This is a genomic window from Streptomyces xiaopingdaonensis (assembly GCF_000262345.1).
Classification (GTDB): Bacteria; Actinomycetota; Actinomycetes; order Streptomycetales; family Streptomycetaceae; genus Streptomyces; species Streptomyces xiaopingdaonensis.
Window position 1 is genome coordinate 1 of sequence record NZ_AJTQ01000230.1, and the last position, 25,154, is coordinate 25,154.

Genomic DNA, 25,154 nt, shown 5'->3' on the forward strand with positions numbered 1-25,154 from the left:
AGCCGGAGGCCGCCTGCGGCTGCGCCGAGGCGAGCCGGGAGGCGAGGACGATGCCCGCCACCGCGGCGAAGAGCCCGGCGAGCGTGTAGATGACGAGCTTCTGCCGCTTGACGCGGATGCCCGAGAGGCGCGCGGCCTCCTCGTTGCCGCCGATCGCGTACATCACCCGCCCGCTGTAGGTGCGTTGCAGGACCACGGCGGTGACGACGCCGATCAGGACCATGACGAGCACCGGCACCGGCAGCCACTCGCCGAGCGTCTGGCCGAGCCAGGAGATGGAGTCGGGCAGCAGGATCGGGCTGCCCTGCGAGACGACGAGCGCGAGGCCGCGCGCGACCGAGAGCATCGCCAACGTCGCGACGAACGGCGGGAGTTTGCCGTACGCGATGAGCATGCCGTTGACGAACCCGCACGCCATGCCCGCGGCGAGCGCCAGCACCACGGCGAGGAAGGTGGGGACGCCCTCCGTCGCGAGCCACCCGAGCGTGATCGCGGAGAAGGCGGCGACCGAGCCGACGGAGAGGTCGATCCCGCCGGAGACGATCACGAAGGTGACGCCGAACGCCAGGATCGCCGTCACGGCAGCCTGGACACCGACGTTGAGCAGGTTCTGGGTGCTGAAGAAGTCCCCCGAGAGGATCGCCATCAGCACGACCATCACGACGAGCGCGGAGAGCGCCCCGTTGTCGAGGAGGACCCGCCGCACCCAGGGCGGCGGCCCGCCCGAGCCGCCGGTGTGCTTCGCAGCCATCCGGGAGCCCGGCTGCATCTCAGTGGCCATGGGGGAAGTCCTCCGTCGTCGTGCCTTGTCCTGGGGCGGAGGTGCCGACGGCGAGCGCCATGACGGCGTCCTGCGTCGCGTCCTCCGCGGAGAGTTCGCCGGCTATCCGGCCCTGCGACATCACCAGCACCCGGTCGCTCATACCGAGCACCTCGGGGAGGTCGCTGGAGATCATCAGCACCGCGTGGCCCTGCGCGGTGAGTTCGTTGACGAGCTGGTAGATCTCGACCTTGGCGCCGACGTCGACGCCGCGCGTCGGCTCGTCGAGGATCAGCACCCGCGTCTCGGCGAGGAGCCACTTGCCGATGACGACCTTCTGCTGGTTGCCGCCGGAGAGCGTCCGCGCCTGCTGGTCGAGCCCGGCCATGCGCACCGCGAGCCGATTCGCCATCTCGCCCGCCGCCGCACGCTGCCCCGAGCGGTCGACCCAGCCGCCGCGGCTCGCGTTGCGCAGCGTCACCAGGCCGAGGTTGTCCGCGACGGAGCCCTCGGGGAGGAGACCCTGCCCCTTGCGGTCCTCGGGGACGAGGCCGAGCCCGGCCGCCATCGCGGCCGTGACGTCGAAGCCGGGCAGGCGCCTGCCGTCGACCTCGACGGTCCCCGCCTCGTACCTGTCGACGCCGAAGACAGCGCGTGCGACCTCGGTGCGGCCGGCGCCCACGAGCCCCGCCACACCGACGACTTCGCCCGCGTGCACCTCGAACCCGACGTCGTGGAAGACCCCGCCGCGGCTCAGCCCCGCGACGCGGAGGAGCGGCTTGCCCCGGCTCGCGTCGCCCGACGTCTGCCGCGGGTACTGCTGCTCGATGCTGCGGCCGACCATGAGCCGCACCAGCTCGTCGTGGTGCGTGCTCGCCGGCACCTGGCCGACGCTGCGGCCGTCGCGCAGCACCGTCACCCGGTCCCCGAGGGCGGGGATCTCCTCCAGGTGGTGGGTGATGAAGACGATGCCGACGCCCTCGTTCCGCAGCCTGCGGACGATGGCGAAGAGCCGGTCGACCTCGCTCGCGGTGAGGACGGCCGTCGGCTCGTCCATGATGAGGACCTTGGCGTCGAGGCTGAGCGCCTTCGCGATCTCCACCATCTGCCGTCCGGCGATGCCGAGTTCGCGCACCGGCGTCTCCGGGCCCGCCCGGACGCCGACGCGCTGCAGCAGGGGAGCGGCGTCGCGCTCCATGCGCTTGCGGTCGACGAGGCCGAAGCGGCGGGGCTGCCTTCCGAGGAAGATGTTCTCGGCGATCGACAGCTCGGGGACGAGGTTGAACTCCTGGTGGATGGTGGCGATCCCGAGCCGCTCGGCGTCCTCGGCGCCCCCGATCCGCACGGGCGAGCCGCGGTGCAGCACACGGCCGCTGTCGGGCTGGTGGACGCCGGAGAGCACCTTGATGAGCGTGCTCTTGCCGGCGCCGTTCTCGCCGAGCAGGACGTGGACCTCGCCCTGGCGCAGGTCGAAGTCGACGCCGTCGAGCGCGACGACACCGGGGAAGACCTTGCCGATCTGCTCGGTGCGCAGCAACTCCTGTGCGTCTGGCGCTGGTCGGGAACCCGCGCCCGGGGGACGGCCCTGGGGCGTACGCCCCGGGGGGCGGTCCTGGGGGGTGGTCAACGGCGGCTCCCTTCGTCTTCGCCGCAGGAGCGGCGCGCGGTGAGTCGTGCGGAGAGCGTGACGGAGCCCGCGCCCCTGCCCTCCGCGAGGTCGGTGAGAACCTGCACCGCCGAGTGGCCCAGATCCGCGGTGGGTTGGGCGATGGCGGTCAGGGGCGGGTCGGTGTGGAGGAACCACGGGATGTCGTCGAACGCGGCGAGCGCCATGTCCCGCGGCACCCGCAGTCCGCGCGAGCGGAGTTCCTCCATGACGCCGAGCGCCATGAGGTTGTCCGTCGCGAAGACGACCTCGGGCGGCTCGGGCAGGTCGAGGAAGGCGGCGGCCGCCTGGCGTCCGCTCGCCGTCTGGAAGTCGCCCTGCGCGACGTACTCGGCGGGGAGCGCCAGGCCGAACGCGCGCAGCGCCTCGCGGAAGGCGCCGACGCGCTCCGTGCTGGTGCTCGTGGCCGCGGGCCCGGTGATGATGGCGAGCCGCCTGTGGCCCAACGCATGCAGGTGCGCGACGAGTCGGTGGACGGCGCGGCGCCCGTCGGCCCGTACCACGGGCACGTCGACGCCGTGCAGCCAGCGGTCGACGAAGACCACGGGTATCCCCGTCTCCACGGCGTCCCGCAGCGCGCCCACGTCCCCGTCGGTGGGGGAGACGAGCAGGCCGTCTATCCGCCGGTCGAGGAGGGTGCGCACGTGGTGGTCCTGGAGTGCGGGCTGCTCGTCCGCGTTGCCGATGATGACGCTGTACCCGCGGCTGCGTGCCGCGTCCTCGACGGAGCGGGCGAGTTCGGTGAAGAAGGGGTTGAGCACGTCGCCTATGACGAGGCCGAGCGTCCGCGTCTGGTGCGTACGCAGCGACCTGGCCACGCCGTTGGGGCGGTACCCCAACTCGGAGACGGCGTGCAGCACTTTGGTCCGCGTCCCGGGGCGCACCCCCGGGTGCGCGTTGAGTACGCGCGAGACGGTGGCGACCGAGACGCCGGCAAGTGCGGCGACGTCTTTGATACTTGCCATCGGCGTCTCGACACACTCCTTCGTGCGACGCGTGGAAACGATTACATCGCCTTATGAGAAGCGATCCGGAACCTCGGGCGCAAGTTCGTACACCACATCGTGACCAGCGTCCAGACCCCCAATTGCGGTGGGTGCAGGAACCGTTGACCGCGGGTCATGGTCGCGCGGACGTATCGGTCATAACAGGCGCCGCTCGTCCGTGTGCGCGGGCACCGGGGCGAGAAAAACGCGCGGCCCCTCCGCGTTTTCCCCGTGGGTGCCAAGGCACTCGTTCGGGGGAGAAGTGCAGAACGGGAACGGGTGCGGACCGTGTGGCCGCGGTAACCGCGGGTTGTACGGGGCCGCGCCCGGTGTACGGGGTCCGCGTGCGGTCTCTGCGCCGGATCGCGGGAAATTTGATCGATCGTTCGCGGTCCCGGGGGATGACCCGGGCGGCCCCGAGGGTGCAGGATGTTCCCTGGCGGCACTGCGTGCCACCAAGGAGCCCACTGGCTGACCCCGAGTGCACCGCACGGCACGGAATGGGGGAGAGTGGAACGAGTCAGGGCACCTCGAAGAAGAGGCACTACGTCGGTGAGGGATGACGTGAGCGAACACCGCGACAGCGATTCGGTAGTACTGCGGTACGGGGACAGTGACTACACCTTCCCCACCGTGGACAGCACGGTGGGCGACCGTGGCTTCGACATCGGCAAGCTGCGCGCCCAGACCGGTCTGGTGACCCTGGACTCGGGCTACGGCAACACCGCCGCGTACAAGTCGGCCATCACCTACCTCGACGGCGAGCAGGGCATCCTGCGCTACCGGGGGTACCCGATCGAGCAGCTCGCCGAGCGCGGCTCCTTCATCGAGACCGCGTACCTGCTCATCCACGGTGAACTGCCGACCGTCGACGAGCTGGCCTCGTTCAAGAACGAGATCACCCAGCACACCCTGCTCCACGAGGACGTCAAACGGTTCTACGACGGCTTCCCCAGCGATGCCCACCCGATGGCGATGCTCTCCTCCGTGACGAGCGCCCTGTCCACCTTCTACCAGGACAGCCACAACCCCTTCGACGAGGAGCAGCGCCACCTCTCGACGATAAGGCTCCTGGCGAAGCTGCCGACGATCGCCGCCTACGCCTACAAGAAGGCCGTCGGCCACCCGGTCGTCTACCCGAGCAACAACCTCGGCTACGTCGAGAACTTCCTCCGGATGACCTTCTCGGTCCCGGCGGCCGAGTACGACCTCGACCCGACCGTGGTCAACGCGCTCGACAAGCTGCTCATCCTCCACGCGGACCACGAGCAGAACTGCTCCACCTCGACCGTCCGCCTCGTCGGCTCGTCGCAGGCGAACATGTTCGCCTCGATCTCGGCGGGCATCAACGCGCTCTGGGGCCCGCTCCACGGCGGTGCCAACCAGAGCGTGCTGGAGATGCTGGAGTCGATCCAGGCCAGCGGCGGCGACGTCGACACCTTCATCCGCAAGGTGAAGAACAAGGAAGACGGCGTGAAGCTCATGGGCTTCGGGCACCGCGTCTACAAGAACTTCGACCCCCGGGCGAAGATCATCAAGGCCGCCGCGCACGACGTCCTCTCGGCGCTCGGCAAGAGCGACGAGCTCCTCGACATCGCGCTCCGCCTGGAGGAGCACGCGCTCAGCGACGACTACTTCGTGGAGCGGAAGCTCTACCCGAACGTCGACTTCTACACCGGTCTCATCTACCGGGCCATGGGCTTCCCGACGAGCATGTTCACCGTGCTCTTCGCGCTCGGCAGGCTGCCCGGCTGGATCGCCCAGTGGACCGAGATGATCCAGGAGCCCAGCTCCCGGATCGGGCGTCCGCGCCAGGTCTACACCGGCGTCGTCGAGCGGGACTACCTTCCGGTCGAGCAGCGCTGACCCCCGTGTGAAGCGAGGTCCCTCCGCCCTGCGGCGGCGGTGCTCCCCGCGCCGAAGGCCCCGCTCCGCCGGCCGGAACGGGGCCTTCCGTATGTGGCGGCGCCGGAGGTCCGGAGGGAGACGTAGGTCACAGAAATTGGGGGGTAACCATTGCGGGGTTCCGGGTGTCTAACCCTGTGTCGAAGGACTCCCGGCGGAGCCTTCGGCGCCCGTGAGGTGCATCTTGGGGGATGCCCTCGCCACAGAAGGATCACAAAGTGAACATGGGGTGCACGTAGCACGGGAGCTTGAGCGGCCGCCCGTGCGTACGTCCCGAAAGCGCCCGGCCAGGGGTCCCGTGGGGGGAATCCATGACCGGGATACGGAAGCGCCCTGCCGAACAGGCCCGTGGGGGGACCTGGGAGGCGGGGCGCTTTTCGCTGTCCTGAGGCGTTCGGTCAGCTCCGGGTCGTGCTGCCGGCGACGAGTTCGTAGCCGGCCTCGTCGACGGCTGCTGCGAGGGCCTCCTCGTCGACGGGGCCCTCGGAGACGACGGTGACCTCGCCGCTCGCGGCGCTCGCCCGCACCTCGGAGACCCCCTCGATCCCGGAGAGCTCCTCGGAGACGGCGCTCTCGCAGTGGCCGCAGCTCATGCCGGTGACCTTGAAGGTGGTGGTGGTCATGGTGGTCCCCTCGCGCTCTCGGGTGGCGGTTCGTCCGCCGACGAGTGTATACCCCCCTAGGGTATGAGCGCCACGCACGGGCACCCCGGCGGGGCGGGCGCCGCTCGGGCTCCGCGGAACCGCAGGAAGCGGCCGCGTCCGCTCCGCCGGGCGGTACATGTCCTGCTCGACGACGGCTGAGAGGCCACGCCCGAGCCCCCGCCGCTGCCGGTACGGGGCGAACCCCGTACTCCGCTTGCGGGTTCGCGCGCTGCACCGCGGGGCCGAAGGGCGGCTCGCTCCCCGCCTGCGTCAGGACCTCCGGGGTGACTGCTCGAGCTGGAGGTGGCCGACGCGCTCGCCGTAGCGGCGCAGTGTCGAGGTGGGCGGGCTGAGGTCCGCCTCGGTCGCCCCAGCGGGCGCACGACGTCGCCCTGCTCGGCGACGCGGTGTCCGCGCTGCTCGGTGCCGGAGGCGAGCGGCGTCGAGGTGCCGGTCGTCGGCGAGTTCGTCCGTGCGGCGGCGGACCGCCGGGGGAGTGCGGCCGACGTGCGGGGGCGCCGGGTCCCAAGTGCTGTGTCGGGAAATCAACAGCGCTTGCCTGTACGGATGTTCGCCGTTGTCCTCCTGCTCGCTGAGCCTCGCCCGCATGTCGCGACCGATCATTGACACCCCCCTGCACGCGGCTGAGTATGAGCGGGCGGCCTGCCCGGACGCACCGAGGCGGCGCCGCCGCGCGTACCGGGGCCGTCCGACGCTGGGAGGGTGCGTATGACAGCGCCGCACGAGCTGCTCACCATGGGGCGCATCGGCGTCGACCTCTATCCGGAGCAGACGGGCGTGCCGCTGCCCGAGGTGTCCTCGTTCGCCAAGTTCCTCGGCGGCTCGGCGACCAACGTGGCCGTCGCCGCCGCGCGGCTCGGCAGACGCAGCGCCGTCCTCAGCCGGACGGGCGACGACCCCTTCGGCGAGTACTGCCGCCAGCAGCTCCGCGCTTTCGGCGTCGACGACGAGCTGGTGCGCGCCATCCGGCGCCGCCCCACACCCGTCACCTTCTGCGAGGTCTTCCCGCCCGACGACTTCCCGCTCTACTTCTACCGCTGGCCCAAGGCGCCCGACCTCGAAATCGAGGCCGACGCACACGAGTTGGCCCGGGCCGCGGCCGCCCGCGTCTTCTGGGCGACGGGCACGGGCCTGTGCGCCGAGCCGAGCCGCGGCGCCACCCTCGCGGCGCTCGCCTCGCGGGACGAGCGGACCGACGGCTTCACCGTCTTCGATCTCGACTGGCGCCCCGTCTTCTGGGGCGCCGAGTCGGCGGCGGGCGCGCCCGAGCCGGTGCGCCCCGACGAGGAGGCCGTCGAAGAGGCGCGCACGTACTACCGCCGGGCGCTCGCGCACGCCACGGTCGCCGTGGGGAACCTGGACGAGTGCGAGGTCGCGACGGGCACGCGCAAGCCGGCGGCCTGCGCCGAGGGGCTGTTGGAGGCCGGGGCCGAGCTCGCGGTCGTCAAGCAGGGGCCGAAAGGGGTCCTCGCGGTGCGGGCCGACGGCTCGGGGGTGGAGGTGCCGCCGCACCCGATCGACGTCGTCAACGGCCTCGGCGCGGGCGACGCGTTCGGAGGCGCGCTCTGCCACGGGCTGCTCGCCGGCTGGGAGTTGGAGCGCACCGTGCGGTACGCCAACGCGGCGGGCGCGCTCGTCGCCGGACGGCTCGCCTGCTCGTCCGCGATGCCGCGGCCCGAGGAGGTCGAGGAGCTGTTGAGCTAGTCCCGGAACCGGCACGTGAGCGCGGGTGTGCACGGGTAGGGCTGCAACGGCGGGCGTGCGGTGCCGGATCGGCCGTCGTCGACACAGGGAGGCTCGGTGTGCTCGGAGCGGAAGACGCGGCGCGACGGCCGCCGCGGGTCGACGTGCGCGAGCTCGTCGAGGTGCGCAGCCGCCGCCCGGAGGCGATAGCGGAGGCAGCCGAGGCACGCGACCGCCGCCCGCTGCTCGGGAGTTCGGGTCGGCTGCTCATCGTCGCCGCCGACCATCCGGCCCGCGGGAGCCTCGCGGCCGGCGGCGATCCGCTCGCGATGGCGGACCGCGCCGCGCTCCTGGAGCGACTGGTCACCGCGCTCTCGCGGCCCGGCGTCGACGGCGTCCTCGGGACGGCCGACGTCCTGGAGGACCTGCTCCTCCTCGGCGCGCTGGAGCGGAAGGTGGTCCTCGGCTCGATGAACAGGGGCGGACTCGCGGGCGCCGCCTTCGAGTTGGACGACAGGTTCACGGGCCACCGCGCCGAGGACCTCGCGGCGCTCCGCTTCGACGGCGGCAAGCTGCTGCTGCGGATCGACCACCGCGACCCGGGCACGGGCCGCACCCTGCACGCCGCGGCCCGCACCGTCGACGCGCTGGCCTCGCTGCGGCTTCCCGTCTTCGTCGAGCCGTTCCTCGTGGGGCGCACCGCGGCCGGCGTCCGCGCCGACCTGCGGTCCACGGCGGTCGCACGGTCCGTCGCGATAGCCGCGGGGCTCGGCGGGACGTCGGCGTACACCTGGCTGAAGCTGCCGCTCCCGGCCGACGGAGAGGCGGCGCGCGCGTACGCGGCCGCCACGCTGCCGATGGTGGTCCTCGGCGGCGAGGCGCACGGCGACCTGTCCCGCACGTACGAAAGATGGCGGGAGGCGCTGCGGTTGCCGACGGTCCGCGGGCTCGTCGCGGGACGCCCGCTGCTCTACCCGGCAGCGGGCGCCGGCCTCGACGCCGTGGCCTCGGCCGTCGACCGGGCGGCGGAGCTGGTGCACGGCTGAGCCCCGCCGGAGGGCGCCGACGGCAGAACGCAGAGACGAGGCGGAGGAGCGAGCCGATGACCACCCACAGCCGACGCGAGCGCCACCTGCGGGGCCGGGCCGCGCAGGAGCCGTACGTGCAGCGGATCGATCCGCGTACCGCCGGGTGGAGCCACTCGTCGCTCCACGTCGTCGACGTGCCGCCGGGCGGGGAGCACACGCTGAGCACGGGCGGCAGTGAATGGATCGTGCTGCCGCTCGCCGGGGCCTGCACGGTCGAGGTGGATGGCTACACCTTCGACCTCGCGGGCCGCGCCTCGGTGTTCGAGGCGGTGAGCGACTTCGCCTATCTGCCCCGCGCGGCCGAGGCCCGCCTGACCACCGCCGCGGGCGGCCGGTTCGCCTGCGCGGGCGCCGTCTGCGAGAACCGGCTGCCCGCGCGGTACGGCCCGGCCTCGGGCGTACCCGTCGAGCTGCGCGGCGCCGGCACCTGCTCCCGCCAGGTCAACAACTTCGCGGCGGCCGGGGTCTTCCCCGCCGACCGCCTCATCGCCGTCGAGGTGCTCACCCCTGGCGGCAACTGGTCCTCCTACCCGCCGCACAAGCACGACCTCCACGAGCCGGGCGTGGAAGCCGAGTTGGAGGAGGTCTACTACTACGAGTTCGCGCCGCACGGCGCCACCGACGGCTACGGGTTCCAGCGCGTCACCCCCAGCGGCCGCGGCGAGTCCACCGACATCCTCGCCGAAGTCCGCGACGGCGACGCCGTGTTGATCCCCGACGGCTGGCACGGTCCCTCCGTGGCGGCGCCGGGGCACCACATGTACTACCTCAACGTGATGGCGGGTCCCTCGGGCGAGCGCGAATGGCTGATCCGCGACCACCCGGACCACACCTGGATCCGCGGGAGATGGCCGCACACCCCGGTCGACGGGCGGCTCCCGCTCTACGGCCCGCCACCGGCAGACCCGGCGGAGGGGACAGCCGATCGGAGGCCGGTATGAACACGGTGCGGCTCACCGTCGCGCAGGCGCTCGTGCGCTTCCTCGCGGCGCAGCACACCGAGCGGGACGGCGCCAAGCACCGTCTCGTGGAGGCGTGTTGGGGCATCTTCGGGCACGGGAACGTCGCCGGTCTCGGGCAGGCGCTCGTCGAGTCGGGGCAGGGCCCCGGTGCGCCGCTGCCGTTCCTCCAGGGCCGGAACGAGCAGGGGATGGTGCACGCGGCCGTCGGATTCGCGCGGCAGCGCAACCGCCTCAGCGCGCAGGCGGTCACCACCTCGATCGGCCCCGGCGCCACCAACCTGGCGACGGGCGCGGCCCTCGCCACCGTCAACCGGCTGCCCGTGCTCCTGCTCCCCGGCGACACCTTCGCGGCCCGCCGTGCGGAGCCCGTTCTCCAGCAGCTCGAACTCCCCGGCGCAGGCGACGTCTCGGTCAACGACGTACTGCGTCCCGTCTCCCGCTACTTCGACCGCGTCACCCGCCCCGAGGCCCTCGTCCCCGCGGCCCTCGCCGCGATGCGCGTCCTCGCCGACCCCGTCGAGACCGGCGCCGTCACGCTGGCGCTCCCGCAGGACGTGCAGACGGAGGCGTACGACTGGCCGCGGGAGTTCTTCGCCGAGCGGGTGTGGCGGGTGCCGCGGCCCGCGCCGGAGCCCGAGGTCCTCGACGCGGCCATGGCCGCGGTGAGAGCGGCGCGGCGCCCGCTGCTCGTCGCCGGTGGCGGGGTGCACCACGCGGAGGCGGAGGGCGCGCTCGCCGAACTCGCCGACGCCACGGGCATCCCCGTCGCCTCGACGCAGGCGGGCAAGGGGGCGCTCCGCCACGACCACCCGTGCGACGTGGGCGGCATCGGGCACACCGGTACGGCGACGGCCGACCGGCTCGCCGCCACGGCCGACCTGGTCCTCGGCGTCGGCACCCGGTACACCGACTTCACCACCGCCTCCGGCACCCTGTTCGCCGCCGACGGCGTGCGGTTCGTCAACCTCAACCTCGCCTCCTTCGACGCGTACAAGCAGTCGGCGCTGCCGCTCGTCGCCGACGCGGAGACCGGACTCCGCGCGCTCCGCACCGCGCTCGCCGGGCACCGCGTCGCCTCCGGGTACCTCTCCGAGTACCGCGCGGCGAAGGAGGGTTGGGAACGCGAGGTGGACGCGGCGCACCGCGCCTCCGGCGACGGCGCGCCGCCGACGCAGGCGCAGCTCATCGGCGCGCTCCAGCAGGTCGCGGACGACGAGGACGTCGTCCTCAACGCCGCGGGCTCGCTCCCCGGCGACCTCCACAAGCTGTGGCGCGCGGGATCGCCCCGGCAGTACCACCTGGAGTACGGCTACTCCTGCATGGGGTACGAGATCCCGGCAGCGATCGGCGTCCAACTCGCGGCGCCGCAGCGGCGCGTGTGGGCCCTCGTCGGTGACGGCAGCTACCTGATGCTGCCGGGCGAACTCGTCACCGCCGTCCAACTGCGCCTGCCGCTCACCGTGGTGCTCGTCCAGAACCACGGCTACGCCTCGATCGGCGGCCTCTCCGAGGAGACCGGCGCGGAAGGGTTCGGCACCGCCTACCGCTATCCGAGCCCGGACGGCACCTACGGCGGCGACGTCCTCCCCGTCGACCTCGCCGCGAACGCCGCGTCGCTCGGCGCCTCCGTACACCGCGTCTCCACCGCGGCCCAACTCCCCGACGCGCTACGGGCGGCGGCCGAGGAGCCGGGCCCGAGCTGCGTGCACGTCGAGACGGACCCGCGGCCCTCGGCGCCGCCCGCGCAGGCGTGGTGGGACGTCGCCGTCGCAGAGGTGTCGGAACGCCCGGCGGCGCGCAACGCACGGGAGCGGTACGAGAGTTCGGCCGTGCGGCGCCGGCGTCACCTCTAGCGGGCCATGCCTCCCTTCGGCGTACGGCCACCGCCGTACCGCAACCCGCCCCACCGCAAGGAGAGATGGATGAAGACCCTCGGCCACTGGATCGGCGGACAGCACACCGAGGCGGCCTCCGGCGCCTTCGGACCCGTCTTCGACCCTGCGACCGGTGAGCGCCGCGCGCAGTTGGGGCTCGCCGACGAAGCCGAGGTGGACGCCGCCGTGGCGGCGGCGTCCACCGCCTATCCGGAGTGGTCCCGCAGCTCCGTCACCCGGCGCACGTCGTTCCTCTTCGCCTACCGCGAGCTCCTCGCCGCGCACCGCGAGGAGCTCGCCGCGCTCGTCACGGCCGAACACGGAAAGGTGCACTCGGACGCTCTCGGGGAACTGGCACGCGGCATCGAGGTCGTCGAACTCGCCTGCAACGCCCCGGAGCTGCTCAAGGGCGAGCTGACTACGGAGGCGTCGGGCGGGATCGACGTCGCCTCGCTCCGGCGTCCACTCGGCGTCGTCGCCGGGATCACACCGTTCAACTTCCCCGCGATGGTGCCGCTGTGGATGTTCCCGCTCGCCCTCGCGTGCGGCAACACCTTCGTGCTCAAACCGAGCGAGAAGGACCCGTCGGCCTCCCTCCGCCTCGCCGAGCTCGCCGCCGAGGCGGGCCTGCCGGACGGCGTCCTCAACGTCGTCAACGGGGACCGCGCCGCCGTCGAGCGCCTCCTCGCCCACTCCGACGTCGCAGCCGTCTCGTTCGTCGGCTCCACGCCGATCGCCCGGCAGGTGCAGTCCCGCGCCGTCGCGCACGGCAAGCGGGTGCAGGCGCTCGGCGGCGCCAAGAACCACCTCGTCGTCCTCCCCGACGCGGACCTCGACGCGGCGGCCGACGCGGCGGTCAGCGCGGGCTACGGCTCGGCGGGGGAGCGGTGCATGGCCGTCTCCGCCGTCGTCGCCGTGGGACAGGCGGGCGACGCGCTGGTGGAGCGCGTCGCCGAGCGGGCGCGGGCGCTGCGGGTCGGCCCCGGCACCGATCCGTCCTCGCAGATGGGCCCGTTGATCACCCCCGAGCACCGGGAGAAGGTCGCGTCCTACGTCACCGGCGCCGCGGGACAGGGCGCCGAGGTCGTCGTCGACGGGACGCGGCTCGCCGTCCCCGGGCACGAGAACGGCTTCTTCCTCGGCGCCTCGCTCCTCGACCGGGTGCCGCCGCAGGCCGACGCGTACCGGGACGAGATCTTCGGACCCGTCCTCTCCGTGGTCCGCGCAGACACCTTCGACGAGGCGCTCTCGCTCGTCAACGCCAGCCCGTGGGGGAACGGCGCCGCGGTCTTCACCCGCGACGGGGGAGCCGCCCGGCGCTTCCAGCTCGAGGTGGAAGCCGGGATGGTCGGCGTCAACGTCCCGATCCCCGTGCCCGTCGCACACCATTCCTTCGGCGGCTGGAAGGACTCCCTCTTCGGCGACCTGCACATCTACGGCAAGGACGGCGTGCGCTTCTACACCAGGGGCAAGGTCGTCACCACACGCTGGCCGGACCCGGCCGCGGCCGGCGGCGTCGACCTCGGCTTCCCGCGCTCCAGCTAGCGAACGCGGGGCGTCGAACGGCGGTTGTGTTGCGCGGGATTGCTCATCCTGCGCACACCATGGAGGCACCCGGGATGGGGCTGGTTGAGCAAGTGGGTCGGAGACCCGGGCCGCCTCTGTGCGCCGGAGCGAGGGTTCGCTCTCGTGCGTCTCCGCTTGGTCGGGACGTCACGGTCGGGTGCTGCACGCGCGAGCCGAACGCTGACCACCCGCTCGCCGAGAGAGTCACGAGGGGGCCCGCGGTCACATACCGGGACGACGCCTGGGATGCCGGGGCGAGTTGAGCTGTGCGCGTCACAAGCGGCGGTGCGCCGACTACTCTTTCGGGGGCGCCGAACTCGTGCCCTGTGAACTGTTGCCGCTCCGCGGGCGTTCCGGTCTTGGCGCCGGTGTGTGATCGCTTCCGATCGTGAGGGGACGGGATGTCGGACGAGTCCACGCACGTGCGGCTCAATCAGGAGACGACGTCGGATTACGGTGCCGGGGCGGGCAAGGGCGGTGAGGTTCTCGGTATCTCGGTGCCGGAGTTGAGGTTGGCGGCACCGGTTTTCGGGGCGAAGGGGAAGAAGCTGAGTACCGCCTTGTCGGATCTCGTGGAGACGTTGGACGGTCTGGGGAAGCCGTGGGGCGAGGACCACACCGGGCGCGACTTCGAGGATCAGTACCTGCCGAACCAGAAGAAGATCGAGGCGGCGGCTGGTGTCCTGGTGCTGGGGCTGGTGAGTATCCATGAGGCTTTGGACGACATGAAGGACGGCCACCTGGACAACGACGACCATGTGAAGGGCATATTCCAGGACGTGCCCGTGGACGAGAACGACCTGAAGGAATGGAAGAAGTCCGATCGGGAGTCGGACTGATGGGTGTCTTGGACGAGGTTCTGTCCTGGTTGGAGAGTGCGGGTCTGGTCTGGCCGGACGGCGATGCGGAGAAGTTGCGCCAGGCGGCGACGGCGTGGCGGACCTTTGCCGGGCATGTGGACGACATCTGGCACGAGACGAACCACTCGGCCCATCGGATCACCTCGGTCAACAGCGGTGAGGCTGCGGACCAGTTCGAGCTGTTTTGGGCTCAGTACGTCCGCTCGGGCGAGCACGGGTGGTTACCCGAGTTGGAGCGTGCCGCGCGGGAGATGGCCAAGTCGCTGGATGGCTTGGCGGATCAGATCGACGACGTCAAGGCGCAGATTCGCTCCGAGGTTACGGGGAATCTCGCCTTGCTGGCGGCCTGTATGGCTCTCGCTCCGGAGACCGGCGGGATCTCGATGGCGGTCGGTGGCGGGAAGGTCGCCCACGACGTCATCAGGCTCAGCGAGAGGCTCGGGAAGGGTATTGCTGCGTCGGCGGTCAGGATTCTGTCCGGGGCTTTGATGAACGCCGCGGTCGGGGCGATCGCGAATGCCACGTTGGAGTTGGCGGTGGCCCAGCCGATGCGGGTGGCGTTGGGCAAGCAACCGTCATTGAGCTTGGACGACGTCAAGCGCGCCGCTCAGGCCGGTGCCGTCCACGGGGCGATCGGCGGCCCGGAGACGATGGTGCCGCACCAGACCATCGTGCCCGCGGTACGCCCGAACCTGCTCGGGGATTTCTTCCACCGCCAGCCCGGTAAGACACCGTCCGAGGGCGAACCGGTCGATGTGGCGACCGGCGCGATGTTCATGGAGCACACCGACCTGGAGCTGCCTGGGTCGTTTCCTCTGGTCTTCTCCCGCACCTATCTCTCTTCCTACCAGGCAGGGGTGTGTTTCGGGCCCACCTGGGTGTCGACGTTGGACGAGCAAATCCAACTCGACGATCAGGGTGCAGTCTTCGCAGCCGCGGACGGGATGCGGTTGGTGTATCCGGTGCCCCGGCCGGGAGTGGCCACATTGCCGGTGAGCGGACCGCGCTGGCCGTTGGAATGGGACGGAAAACCCGACGGCGAATTCTGGATCACTGACCCGGACACCGGCGTGGTGCGCACGTTCACCCATGCACGGCCCACGGACGCGGACGCGACGGTCCGGTTGCCGATCGACTCCTGGCAGGACCGCAACGGCGAGCGCATCGAGGTGGTGCGCACCGCGAACGGCGCGCCCGCGGCTTTGTGTCACTCCGGCGGATACACCGTCGCGGTCGAGACGGAGGGTCAACGCGTCACCGCGCTGCGGCTGTTGGACGAGGGTACGGCCTACGGCGAGTGGCCCGCGGGAGGGCAGACCGGCAAACTGCTCGTCCGCTACGGATACGACGAGGCCGGGAACCTCGCGGAGGTCGTCAACTCCAGCGGTGAGCCGATGCGGTTCACCTACGACGACGCCGGCCGAATGCTCTCCTGGACTGACCGCAACGGCACCTGGTTCAGCTACGAGTACGACGAGCACGGCCGCGTCATCCGCACCTCCGGCATCGACGGTATCTACACGGGCCACTTCACCTACGACGAGCCCGCGCACACGACCACCTACACCGACTCGCACGGTGGCACGACCACGTGTGTGTACAACAAGCACGGCCAACTCACTGCCAGAACCGACCCGTTGGGCAACACCACCCGCACCGAGTGGAACGACCGCGGCACCGAACCCGTCGCCGTCACCGACCCGTTGGGCCGCACCACCCGGTACGAGTACGACAAGAACGGCAACCTCACCCACGTCACGCTGCCCGACGGTTCCGAAGCAGAGGCGACGTACAACGCCCTCCACCAGCCGTTGACGGTGACCGACCCGTCCGGCGCACGCTGGAGACACTCCTACGACCCGGCCGGCAACCTCACGGCCACGACGGACCCCACCGGCGCATCCACCACCCACACCTACGACACGGGCGGTCACCTCGTCGCCGTCACCGACGCGTTGGGCCACACCCGCACCGTCGAGAACAACACGGCCGGACTGCCGGTCAGCATCACCGACGCGCTCGGACACGTGACGGCGGTGGAACGGGACGCTTTCGGGCGGGTCACACAGGTCACCGACCCCCTGGGACACACCACACGCATGGCGTGGACGGTCGAAGGCAAACCGCTGTGGCGCCAGGACGCCGAAGGGGGCCAGGAGCGGTGGAGCTGGGACGGCGAGGGCAACCTCCTCAGCCACACCGACGCAGCCGGCAACACCACCCGCCACACCCCTGGACCGTTCGACGTTCCGGCGACGCGCACCGATCCCGACGGCGCCGAGTACACCTTCACCCACGACACCGAACTGCGCCTGACGCGGGTGACCAACCCCCAAGGCCTGCACTGGGACTACACCTACGACGCCGCCGGACGCCTCATAGCCGAATCGGACTTCAACGGCGCCACGTTGACGTACAAACTCGACGCGGCAGGCCAACTCCTCACCCGCACCAACGCCGAAGGCCAGACCCTCCACTACACCCGCGACGCCTTGGGCCGCATCGTCGAGCAACTCGACACCTCCACCGACGAGCGCACCACCTTCACCTACGACGCCGCCGGCGCGCTCACCTCCGCCACCAACCCGCACGCCGAACTCCACTACCAACGCGACGCGTTGAGCCGCGTACTGACAGAGACAACCAACGGCCGCACCACCTCCTACACCTACGACGCTCTTGGCCGAACACTCACCCGCACCACCCCCTCCGGCCTCACCTCCCACTGGACCTACGACGCCGAGGGCCGCCACACCCGCCTCGCCAACGACCACGGCACCCTGTCCTTCACCCACGACGCAGCCGGCCGCGAGGTCGAACGCCGCACGGGCGAGGTGATGTTCACCCACACCTGGGACACCGCCGACCGCCTCACCACCCAAACCGCCCGCACCGGCGACGAACTCCTCCAACACCGCGCCTACACCTACCGCCCCGACGGCCACCTCACCCACATCCGCGAACTCACCGCCGGCACCCGCCACTTCACCCTCGACCCCATGGGCCGCATAACCCAGGTCCAAGCCACCGGCTGGCGCGAGACCTACACCTACGACCCCGCAGGCAACCAATCCCACGCCGAAGCCCCCGACCACCCCTCCCCCGGCGACCGCCACCTCACCGGCACCCTCATCCACCGCGCCGGCCACACCCACTACACCCACGACACCGCAGGACGCCGCACCACCACCACCCGGCGACTCCTCAACGGCCAACGCAAACAGTGGACTTACACCTGGAACGCCGAAGACCGCCTCCAGACCGCCGAAACCCCCAACGGCACCTGGACCTACACCTACGACCCCCTCGGACGACGCATATCCAAAACCGGACCCGACGGCGACACATTGACGTTCGCATGGGACGGGACACGGCTCGCGGAACAATCCACAGGCGCAGGCAAGGTCACCACCTGGGACTACGAACCCGGCACCCACCGGCCGCTGGCCCAGACCGACCACACGCAACTGGCCCGCGCGTCGGGCGCGTCGCTTCTCGAAAAACTCGAACCCATCGCAGGACGACCGCAGTTCTGTGCTGTGCAAACAGATCTCGTAGGCGCCCCCACCGAAATCGTAACTGTGAACGGAGAAGTGAGGTGGCAATGTCGTACCAGTCTTTGGGGAACAGACTTCGTTCTCCGAGAGAACAACGTCACTTGCCAACTCCGCTTCCCCGGGCAATACGCAGACACGGAAACAGGGCTTGTCTACAACTATTACCGATATTATGACCCGGAAAGTGCAGGGTACATCTCTCCCGACCCACTGGGTCTAACAGGAGGGATGAACGAGCACGCCTACGTTAAAAATCCTCACCTTTGGTTGGATCCGTTCGGACTCAAAGGGTGCGGTCCCGGCGGCGGGAATGGGAATCAACCCGATGTATCCATCAACGAAAAACAATTCGGTAAAAAATGGGGTAAGCATGCACAAGACTACGGCTTGGATCCCGGTGACTCTGCGAGCAGAGAGTGGTTCAGGAGTCGAATGCATGCGGTCCATGGATCACCCGACGAAGTACGGCGAGGAGCATGGAACCCGGATGGAGGCGGAGGAGCGGATTACCTATTCTTCCGGAAGGGGGGCGACCTGATGGTAACAAGGCCGGATGGAGAGTTCGTTACCATGTTTCCGCAGGAGACTCCCCGTGGCTGGTTCGCTGAGGCCAAAGTAATCCACACCCGAAAGTGATAAAACGTGACTTCTTCTGAGGTGCTGCTACAGCACCGGACCGAATCCTTGCAGGGACTCTACTACCACCACGAAGGTGTTTCCTCGGATGCGAGTCTGGAAGCCGTCTGCGTATCCCTGGAAGGAGGTGGAAGAATCTTTTACAGTTCGGCAACAGACTGGACTCTCATGGTGGATAGATGTTCAGACTCTGAGATTCCGTCATGGTGTTATCCGCCGGAGAATTGGGCGGTGGATAGACTTCCCGCTGAGGGGAGACTACTTCTAGGGATGTGCCTCGCCGTCGATGACGTCTCGAACGAGGTGGGCGAAATTGTAGGGAAGCGAATCCGTTACAGGGAGGAGACCGTCGAGGTGTTGGCTGGCGAGCCCCTGCGAGTGGCAGTGTACTGACTGGCGGTTTCCTCACATGTATCGATTACAGCGTGTACCTCCAGGAACGAGCCGCATTGAGGGCGAGCCCTGAAAGAGTCAGGGCAGGGGACGACAACCGGTCCCCGGCGGTGCCCGTGCCGGTAGTCGCGAACACGGCGCCCGTCCGCAGCCTCTGCCGAAAGGACGCCACGACCTCGACTCCGGTGGGCGGACACGGCCCATCACGTCGTAACCGCCAGGCACCGCCTACCCCGGACCCCCGACCCGCGCCCGGGACCGCTCAGGCACACGTGTGCCCTGCCGCGCGGCAGCGCCCGCCCGAACTGCGGGCGCCGTGCCCGGCCCCGTAGGCGTCTGTGCTCCGGACGCCATCCGGCAGTACGGCTCCCGGCGCGGGCCGCTGCCCCGGAGGACCTGGTCGTCTGCCTATTCTCGGGGCATGAAGGTGACGCCGTGGCTCCGTGCGATCGCGGGCACCGCGCGGTCCGGACTGAGTGTGGAGCGCAGCTCCCTGACGCCGTATATCGCGATCCGCGGTGCGTGCGGGGTGGCCGTCGTCGTCGGGCTGCTGCTCGTCTTCGCCGACCCGAAGCTCGCCGTCTCCTCCGCCTTCGGGGCCTTCGCCTCCGGGGTGGCGACGTTCCAGCGCAGTTGGCGGCCGCGGCCGATCCTCGCGCTCTCGGCCGCCGGGGGGCTCGCCGTCTCGACGTTCCTCGGGTACCTGCTCGTCGGGTACCCGGAGGCGTTCGTCCTGCTCGTCGCCGTCTGGGCGTTCGGTGCGGGGATGGCGTGGGCCGCGGGGCCGACGGCGGGCGTCGTGGCCGCGCTCACCGTCGGCGTGATGCTGGTGGCGGTCACCCTGCCGACGAGCGTCATGGGGGCGCTCTTCCACGCGGCGCTGATCGCGATGGGCGGCGTCGTCCAGGCGCTGCTGATCGTCCTCTTTCCACTGCGGCCGTGGGCCGAGCGCCGCGACGCGCTCGCCGACGCGCTCGCCGGCGTCGCCGACTACGCCCGCAGGCTTCGCCACGACCCCGTCGCCCCCTTCGACCCCGAACCGCTCATCGAGGCGCGCAACGCCGCGGCCGTGACGGCCCGCCAGGCCCGCCGCCGCCCGCGCCAACTCCACGGTTACCGGGCGCTCGCCGAGCGCTTCCGCCCCGTCCTCGCCTCACTCGCCGACCCGATCGTCGGCGGCGTACCCGACGAGGGCCCCGAGCGCGACCGGGTGCGCGAACTCCTCAGCGCCGCCGCCACCGTCCTCGACGCCACGGCCCGCGCCATCCGCCGCAGCGAGCGCATCCGCGTCCCCGCCGAGGCGCTCCAAGTGCTGCGCACGCCGGAGGACGACGAGGTACTCACGGGCCCTGCCGAGCGCGCCGCGATACGGCTCGCCGCGCTCACCGACGACGCGGTCGAGGCGGCGCAGGAGCCGGTCGAGGTGACGCGCCCCGCGCTGCTGCCGCGGGTCACCTGGTACACGGCGCCCGAGGGCCCCGGGCCGCGCGACGCCGAGGCGGTGTTCACGCCCGAGCCGCGCGAGGGGGGCCGCCTGGAGGACGAGTGGCGCAACTACGCGGCCGACGAGTCCGCCGAACTCCCGGCCGTCGAGGCCCGAAGAGAGGAGCAGAGCGCGCGGGAGCGCCACCTCCCGCGGACGTCGATCGGCGGGAGGATCCCGGTCGTGGCGCGGACGATCCGGCGCGAGCTGCACTTCTCGTCCCAGATCTGCCGGCACGCGCTGCGCGTCTCCGGCGTCGCCTCCGCCGGCTACCTGATCGGTACCGCGCTCCCGCCCGTCCACGGCTACTGGGCGCCGCTCACCGCGGTGATGGTGCTCCGCCCCGACTTCTCGCGCACGTACGAGCGGGGGTTCGGACGGTTCGTCGGCACCCTCGTCGGTGTCGGCCTCGCCGGGACGATCACGGCGCTCCTCAACCCCGGTCCTTACGCCTGCGCGGGGCTCGCGGTCCTCTTCGTCGCGGGCATGTACCTGCTGATGCACACGGGGTACGCCATCTCCCAGGGATGTGTGAGCGCCTACGTCGTCTTCCTGCTCGGGATCGCCGGCAACGAGTGGTCGCAGACCGTCTCCGAACGGGTCCTGCTCACGGCCTTCGGCGGGGTGCTGGCGATGCTGAGCTACGCGTTCTTCCCCGCCTGGGAGACGCCGCACCTCCGCGACCGCCTCGCCGACTGGCTCGCCGCGACGGGGAGTTACGCGTGCGCCGTCTTCGACGCGCTCGCTCACCCGGCGGAGCGCCGCCCCCGTCAGGTGCGCGACAGCCTCCTCGACGCCCGGTCCGCGCGCCAGGAGTGGGAGCAGACCGTCGCGCGCGCGGAGGCCGAACCGGTGCGCGACCGCGGCCGGATCTCGCAGCGCTCCGCGACGCAGGCGCAGTCCGCGCTCGTGACGTGGGGGCGTGCGGTGATGCTGCTGGAGGCGCACGTACCGGCGGAGGCGCGCTCGACGACGTCGGGGCGGGGGGCCGAGGGGGCGCAGGGGCCGGTCGCCAAGTCGGCCGAGGGGACGGTACGGAAGCCTTCGAAGCCCTCGGAGGAGGGCGCCGCCGGGTTCACCGCGGTGCTGCGTCCGGCGGTGGAGTCCGCGGCGCGGGCGGTGCGGGAGAGCGAACCGCTCGACTGGAGCGCGGTGCACGCGGAGTTGGCGTCCTGGGAGGCGCGCGAGTCCCACCCGCACTCCGTGGCGCTGCGCACCGCGCAGCTCGTCGTCGAGGGGCTCGACGACCTCGCGGACGCGGTGCAGCCGCGCGCCTGACGCGTCAGCCCTCGGGGTGCCGCCCGTCCTCCTGCTCGGCGCGGCGCTTCGCCTCGGCGGCGCGGCGTGCGGCCTCGGCCGGGCGGAGGGCGGCGTCCTCGGGCTGGTCCAGGTCGGGGATGCGGTCGCGGTCCTCGTCGCGCGTCTCCGCCTCCCACAGGCTCTTGTACTTGGCGTTGCGGAACTTCAGCAGTACCGAGGCAGCGATCGCCGCGACGAGCGAGGCGATCAGCACCGCCGCCTTGACGTGCTCCGTCGTCGCGTCGTCGGTGAAGGCGAGTTCGGTGACGAGGAGCGAGACGGTGAACCCGATGCCGCCGAGCATGGCGACGCCGAGCAGGTCCCACCAGGACAGGTCGCTGCTGAGCCGCGCCTTGGTGAACCGCGCCGCGAGCCAGGTGCCGCCGAAGATGCCGACGATCTTGCCGGCGAAGAGTCCGAGCATCACGCCGAGCGACTCGGGCTGCCGGAAGACCTCGGAGAGCGCGGAACCCGAGACGCTGACGCCGGCGGAGAAGAGCGCGAAGACGGGGACGGCGAGGCCCGCCGAGAGCGGGCGTACGCGGTGCTCGATGCGCTCGGCGGGGGTCGTGCGCTCGCCGAGCCACGCCGCTTCCGCCTCGTCGCCGTGCGTGTCCTTCGCCGAGGGCTTCGCGATCAGCAGCATGCCCATCGCCACGCCGGAGATCGTCGCGTGGACGCCGCTGTTGTACATCAGCCCCCAGATCGCGAGGCCCAGCGGGACGTAGACGTACCAGCCGCGCACCCGCAGGTTGGCGTGGAGGACGCGGAAGAGCACCAGCCCCGCGAGGGCGCCCGCGAGCGCGAGGAAGTTGAGGCTGGAGGTGTAGAAGACGGCGATGACGAGGATCGCGCCGAGGTCGTCGACGATCGCGAGGGTGAGCAGGAAGGCGCGGATGCCGGACGGGAGGTGGGTCCCGATGACGGCGAGGACGCCGAGCGCGAAGGCGATGTCGGTCGCCATCGGCACCGCCCAGCCGTGGAGTTGGCCGCCGGAGGGTGCGTTGACGGCGAAGTAGAAGAGCGCGGGGACGGCCATGCCGCAGGCGGCCGCGACGATCGGCAGCGCGGCGGCGGCGGGGCGGCTCAGCTCGCCGCCGGTCAGCTCGCGCTTCAGTTCGATGCCGGCGATGAAGAAGAAGATCGTCAACAGTCCGTCGGAGGCCCAGTGCTCGACGGAGAGGTCGAGGCCCAGCGCGTCGATGCCGAAGTGGAAGCTCCGGATGTTCTCGTACGCCTCGCTCAGCGGAGTGTTGGCCCACACGACGGCGACCAGGGCCGCGACGAGGAGCACCACGCCGCTGATCGTCTCGGTGCGGAGGGCGTCCGTGAGGAGTCTGCGCTCTCTCGCCGGAGGGCGCCGGAAGAGCTCGGGCGTCTGGTGTTCGGGCGTGGTCATCTGCTGGCTCCGGGGTGGTGGCGGACAGGGGGCGCTTCGTCGCCGACCAGTCTTCCCGGCACACCTAGTCGTGCTCAGCAGGCACGGACACCTCCACCGTAACCACACGCGTGGAGCCTCCCGCAATGAGGTCACCGCGCTGACCGGCGACTACGGGACCGGGCGCGGTGCCCGGAGCGGTCCCGCGGAGCGGCGCGGGGGCCTATGCTGCCGGGGTCGGACCCGGCGGTGGGCGCCGGAGCGGGGCAGGGGGCGAGGTCGGTGGAGAGGTGAAGCGCGGCGCGATACCCGAGGAGTACCTCGGAACGTACGCGGAGGTCCTCGCCGAGGTGAGCGACACGGGGCGGCTGCTGCGCCGTCCCGAACTCGACTCCTTCCGGGACCTCGGTGAGCGCGCCGCCGAGGAGGGGCACAGCATGCGGCAGCTCGTCGGCCTCTACCTCGCCGAGACCCGCAGGGTCTGGGCGGCGCTCCCCGGTGTCGCCAGGGTGGCGGGCGCGAGCGAGCGCGGGCGCACGGGGGACGCGGTGCTCGGCGCCGTCGAGGCCGCGGTGTCGGCCGTGGGCGAGGGGTACGAGCGGGCGCAGCGGATGGCCGTGCGCCAAGAGGAGGCGGCGCGGCGGGAGTTCGTCGACGACCTGCTCCACGGGCGGAGCAACCTCGGCAGGCTCGCCGAGCGTGCCCAGTGGTTCGGCCTCCACCTCGCGGACCGGCACGCGGTAGCCGTCGTGGAGGGCGTCGAGAAGTACGAGGACGCCAACCCGGTGGTGCGCCGGATCGAGCGGGAGCTCTTCGGGCGCTTCGAGGAGCGGGACGTCCTGCTCACCACGAAGGACGGGCGGCTCGTCTGCGTCGTCGGCTCCAGCAACGCGGCGGTCCTGGAGGCGTTCGCGGAGCTGGCGGAGCGGCCGGGCCCCGGCTACCGGGCGGCGCGGCGGGTGGCGATCGGGCGGGAGCACGTCGGCGCCAGCGGGGTGGTGCGCAGCTACGAGGAGGCGGTGGGGGCGCTCGATCTCGCGGAGCACCTCGTGCTGGAGCAGGTGCGGCTGAGCGCGGCCGAACTCCTCGTCTTCCCCGTCCTGTTGCGGGACAGGGCCGCCATCGCCGACCTCGTACGCACCGTCCTCGGCCCGCTCACGCAGGCGCGCGGGGGAGCGGAGCCGCTGCTGGGGACGGTGCTGGAGTGCTCGGCCGCCGGGTACGTCAACGCGGCGGCGGCGCGGCGGCTGGGGGTGAGCGTGCGGACGCTCTCGTACCGCCTGGAGCGCATCAAGTCCCTCACGGGGTACGACCCCTCGAACTCGCTCCACCGCTACACGCTGGAGACCGCGGCCATGGGCGCGCGGCTCCTCGGCTGGCCCGACACGGAGCTGTGAGGCGCGCCCGTACGAACCACCCTGCGCCGCACGGGGGTTGAGCCGGCCGCACCAACGGCACACGACTGTGACACGCAGAAGGCCGTGCGGTGACGCTCCGTCGGCAGGATGGCCCCCGTGTTACAGCAGTGTTTCGCGCGGAGCCGGACGTAAAAAAGCCATAAAGATTGCCGGGATCTGGCAATGTGCGAAGGCGACGCTCCGCGCCACAATGGATGCACACCGCAACCGGAACGGGGGAGAGGGCGTTGGGAGACTTCATCTCGTACGCGTTGGCGTTTCCGACCGTCCTGTTCGGATTTCCGCTGGTTGTGGTCGTGGCCTACTGGCTGCTTGTCCTGGTGGGCCTGGCCGGGGTCGATGCCCCCGACGGGGGTGGGGGCATCGATTCCGACCCCTCGGCCGCCGGCTCCCAAGGGGGCCTCGCCGGGCTCGGGTTGGGCGGCGTGCCGCTCGTCGTCGTGCTCTCGCTGCTCACCGTTGTTGCCTGGTTCGTGTCGCTCGCGGGTTCGGTGTATGCGCCATCGGGCCTTCCCTGGTCGGCGCTGGTGCTCCTCGGCGTGCTCCTCGTGGCGTGGCTCGTCACGCGGGGTTGCTGCCGACTGCTGCGTCCCTTCTTCCGCACCGAACGCCTCGTGAGCCACCAGGACTTCGTCGGCCGGGTGTGCACGGTGCGCACCGGCCGCGTCGACGCCTCCTTCGGACAGGCCGAGGTCGTTGCGGCCGACGCGTCGACGGCGCTCGTGCAGGTCCGCTGCACCGAGCCGGACGCCGAACTCCGCGCGGGCAGCACGGCGTTGATCTTCGACTACGACGCGGACGGCTCCTTCTTCCACGTCACGCCGTACGACGGCGCGCTCGATCCGTACCAACCGCCCCGCTGACCACGGCCGTTCACGCCGCGCGCCGCCGCGCCGACGTGACGCGACCGGCACACACACGGCGGGCGGCAGCCCGCGGCCCACCGACCCGGCGCCCCCACCCGGGCCGAGAACC

At 71.3% G+C, this 25,154-nt stretch carries 17 protein-coding genes; 12 read left to right on the plus strand and 5 right to left on the minus strand.

The window, feature by feature from the left end; genetic code table 11:
* The 3 genes from UWG_RS0118250 to UWG_RS0118260 form a co-directional block, all read right to left on the minus strand.
* On the minus strand, positions 1 to 781 hold a 781-nt coding region (locus UWG_RS0118250; RefSeq protein ID WP_016908657.1), incomplete at its 3' end, for an ABC transporter permease.
* Complete coding sequence (locus UWG_RS0118255) at positions 771 to 2,297, minus strand: sugar ABC transporter ATP-binding protein (protein WP_016908658.1); 1,527 nt, start codon at positions 2,295 to 2,297, stop codon at positions 771 to 773. The genes UWG_RS0118255 and UWG_RS0118250, both read right to left, overlap by 11 nt.
* Positions 2,298 to 2,383: 86 nt before the next feature.
* Positions 2,384 to 3,391: a LacI family DNA-binding transcriptional regulator gene (locus tag UWG_RS0118260; protein ID WP_016908659.1), complete on the minus strand. Its 1,008-nt coding sequence runs from the start codon at positions 3,389 to 3,391 to the stop codon at positions 2,384 to 2,386.
* 573 nt (positions 3,392 to 3,964) lie between these two features.
* Here UWG_RS0118260 and UWG_RS0118265 point away from each other — a divergent pair.
* A complete protein-coding gene (locus UWG_RS0118265; protein ID WP_078495678.1) occupies positions 3,965 to 5,278 on the plus strand; it encodes a citrate synthase in 1,314 nt (437 codons plus the stop codon).
* Between the two features lie 437 nt (positions 5,279 to 5,715).
* Here the strand turns inward: UWG_RS0118265 and UWG_RS0118270 are convergent, their stop codons facing one another.
* Complete coding sequence (locus UWG_RS0118270) at positions 5,716 to 5,940, minus strand: heavy-metal-associated domain-containing protein (protein ID WP_016908661.1); 225 nt, start codon at positions 5,938 to 5,940, stop codon at positions 5,716 to 5,718.
* A gap of 750 nt (positions 5,941 to 6,690) precedes the next feature.
* Here UWG_RS0118270 and iolC point away from each other — a divergent pair.
* From iolC to UWG_RS0118315, 9 genes are all read left to right on the plus strand, one after another.
* Positions 6,691 to 7,686 carry a 5-dehydro-2-deoxygluconokinase gene (iolC, locus tag UWG_RS0118275; RefSeq protein ID WP_016908662.1) on the plus strand — a complete coding sequence of 332 codons (996 nt, stop codon included), beginning with the start codon at positions 6,691 to 6,693 and terminating at the stop codon, positions 7,684 to 7,686.
* Between the two features lie 98 nt (positions 7,687 to 7,784).
* Positions 7,785 to 8,711, plus strand: coding sequence for a Cgl0159 family (beta/alpha)8-fold protein (locus tag UWG_RS0118280; RefSeq protein WP_016908663.1), 927 nt, complete (start codon positions 7,785 to 7,787; stop codon positions 8,709 to 8,711).
* Positions 8,712 to 8,767: 56 nt separating this feature from the next.
* Entirely contained in the window at positions 8,768 to 9,694 is a 927-nt protein-coding gene (iolB, locus tag UWG_RS0118285) for a 5-deoxy-glucuronate isomerase (protein ID WP_016908664.1), read from the plus strand.
* Positions 9,691 to 11,568: a 3D-(3,5/4)-trihydroxycyclohexane-1,2-dione acylhydrolase (decyclizing) gene (gene iolD / locus UWG_RS0118290; RefSeq protein WP_016908665.1), complete on the plus strand. Its 1,878-nt coding sequence runs from the start codon at positions 9,691 to 9,693 to the stop codon at positions 11,566 to 11,568. The genes iolB and iolD overlap by 4 nt, the downstream gene beginning before the upstream one ends.
* A 69-nt stretch (positions 11,569 to 11,637) precedes the next feature.
* Complete coding sequence (locus UWG_RS0118295; RefSeq protein ID WP_016908666.1) at positions 11,638 to 13,134, plus strand: CoA-acylating methylmalonate-semialdehyde dehydrogenase; 1,497 nt, start codon at positions 11,638 to 11,640, stop codon at positions 13,132 to 13,134.
* Positions 13,135 to 13,556: 422 nt separating this feature from the next.
* A complete protein-coding gene (locus UWG_RS0118300; protein ID WP_016908667.1) occupies positions 13,557 to 13,994 on the plus strand; it encodes a WXG100 family type VII secretion target in 438 nt (145 codons plus the stop codon).
* On the plus strand, positions 13,994 to 18,208 hold the full coding sequence (locus UWG_RS0118305; protein WP_016908668.1) for a DUF6531 domain-containing protein: 4,215 nt from the start codon (positions 13,994 to 13,996) through the stop codon (positions 18,206 to 18,208). Before UWG_RS0118300 ends, UWG_RS0118305 begins: the two co-directional genes overlap by 1 nt.
* 6 nt (positions 18,209 to 18,214) lie before the next feature.
* Positions 18,215 to 18,601: a hypothetical protein gene (locus UWG_RS33085; protein ID WP_157838570.1), complete on the plus strand. Its 387-nt coding sequence runs from the start codon at positions 18,215 to 18,217 to the stop codon at positions 18,599 to 18,601.
* Between the two features lie 421 nt (positions 18,602 to 19,022).
* Positions 19,023 to 21,362: an FUSC family protein gene (locus tag UWG_RS0118315; RefSeq protein WP_016908670.1), complete on the plus strand. Its 2,340-nt coding sequence runs from the start codon at positions 19,023 to 19,025 to the stop codon at positions 21,360 to 21,362.
* Positions 21,363 to 21,366: 4 nt separating this feature from the next.
* Here the strand turns inward: UWG_RS0118315 and nhaA are convergent, their stop codons facing one another.
* Positions 21,367 to 22,782: a Na+/H+ antiporter NhaA gene (gene nhaA, locus UWG_RS0118320; RefSeq protein WP_016908671.1), complete on the minus strand. Its 1,416-nt coding sequence runs from the start codon at positions 22,780 to 22,782 to the stop codon at positions 21,367 to 21,369.
* Positions 22,783 to 23,051: 269 nt separating this feature from the next.
* Between nhaA and UWG_RS0118325 the strand changes: the two genes are divergently transcribed.
* Positions 23,052 to 24,158: a PucR family transcriptional regulator gene (locus UWG_RS0118325; protein WP_016908672.1), complete on the plus strand. Its 1,107-nt coding sequence runs from the start codon at positions 23,052 to 23,054 to the stop codon at positions 24,156 to 24,158.
* 248 nt (positions 24,159 to 24,406) lie between these two features.
* Entirely contained in the window at positions 24,407 to 25,042 is a 636-nt protein-coding gene (locus UWG_RS0118330) for a hypothetical protein (RefSeq protein ID WP_016908673.1), read from the plus strand.
* Positions 25,043 to 25,154 lie beyond the last annotated feature (112 nt).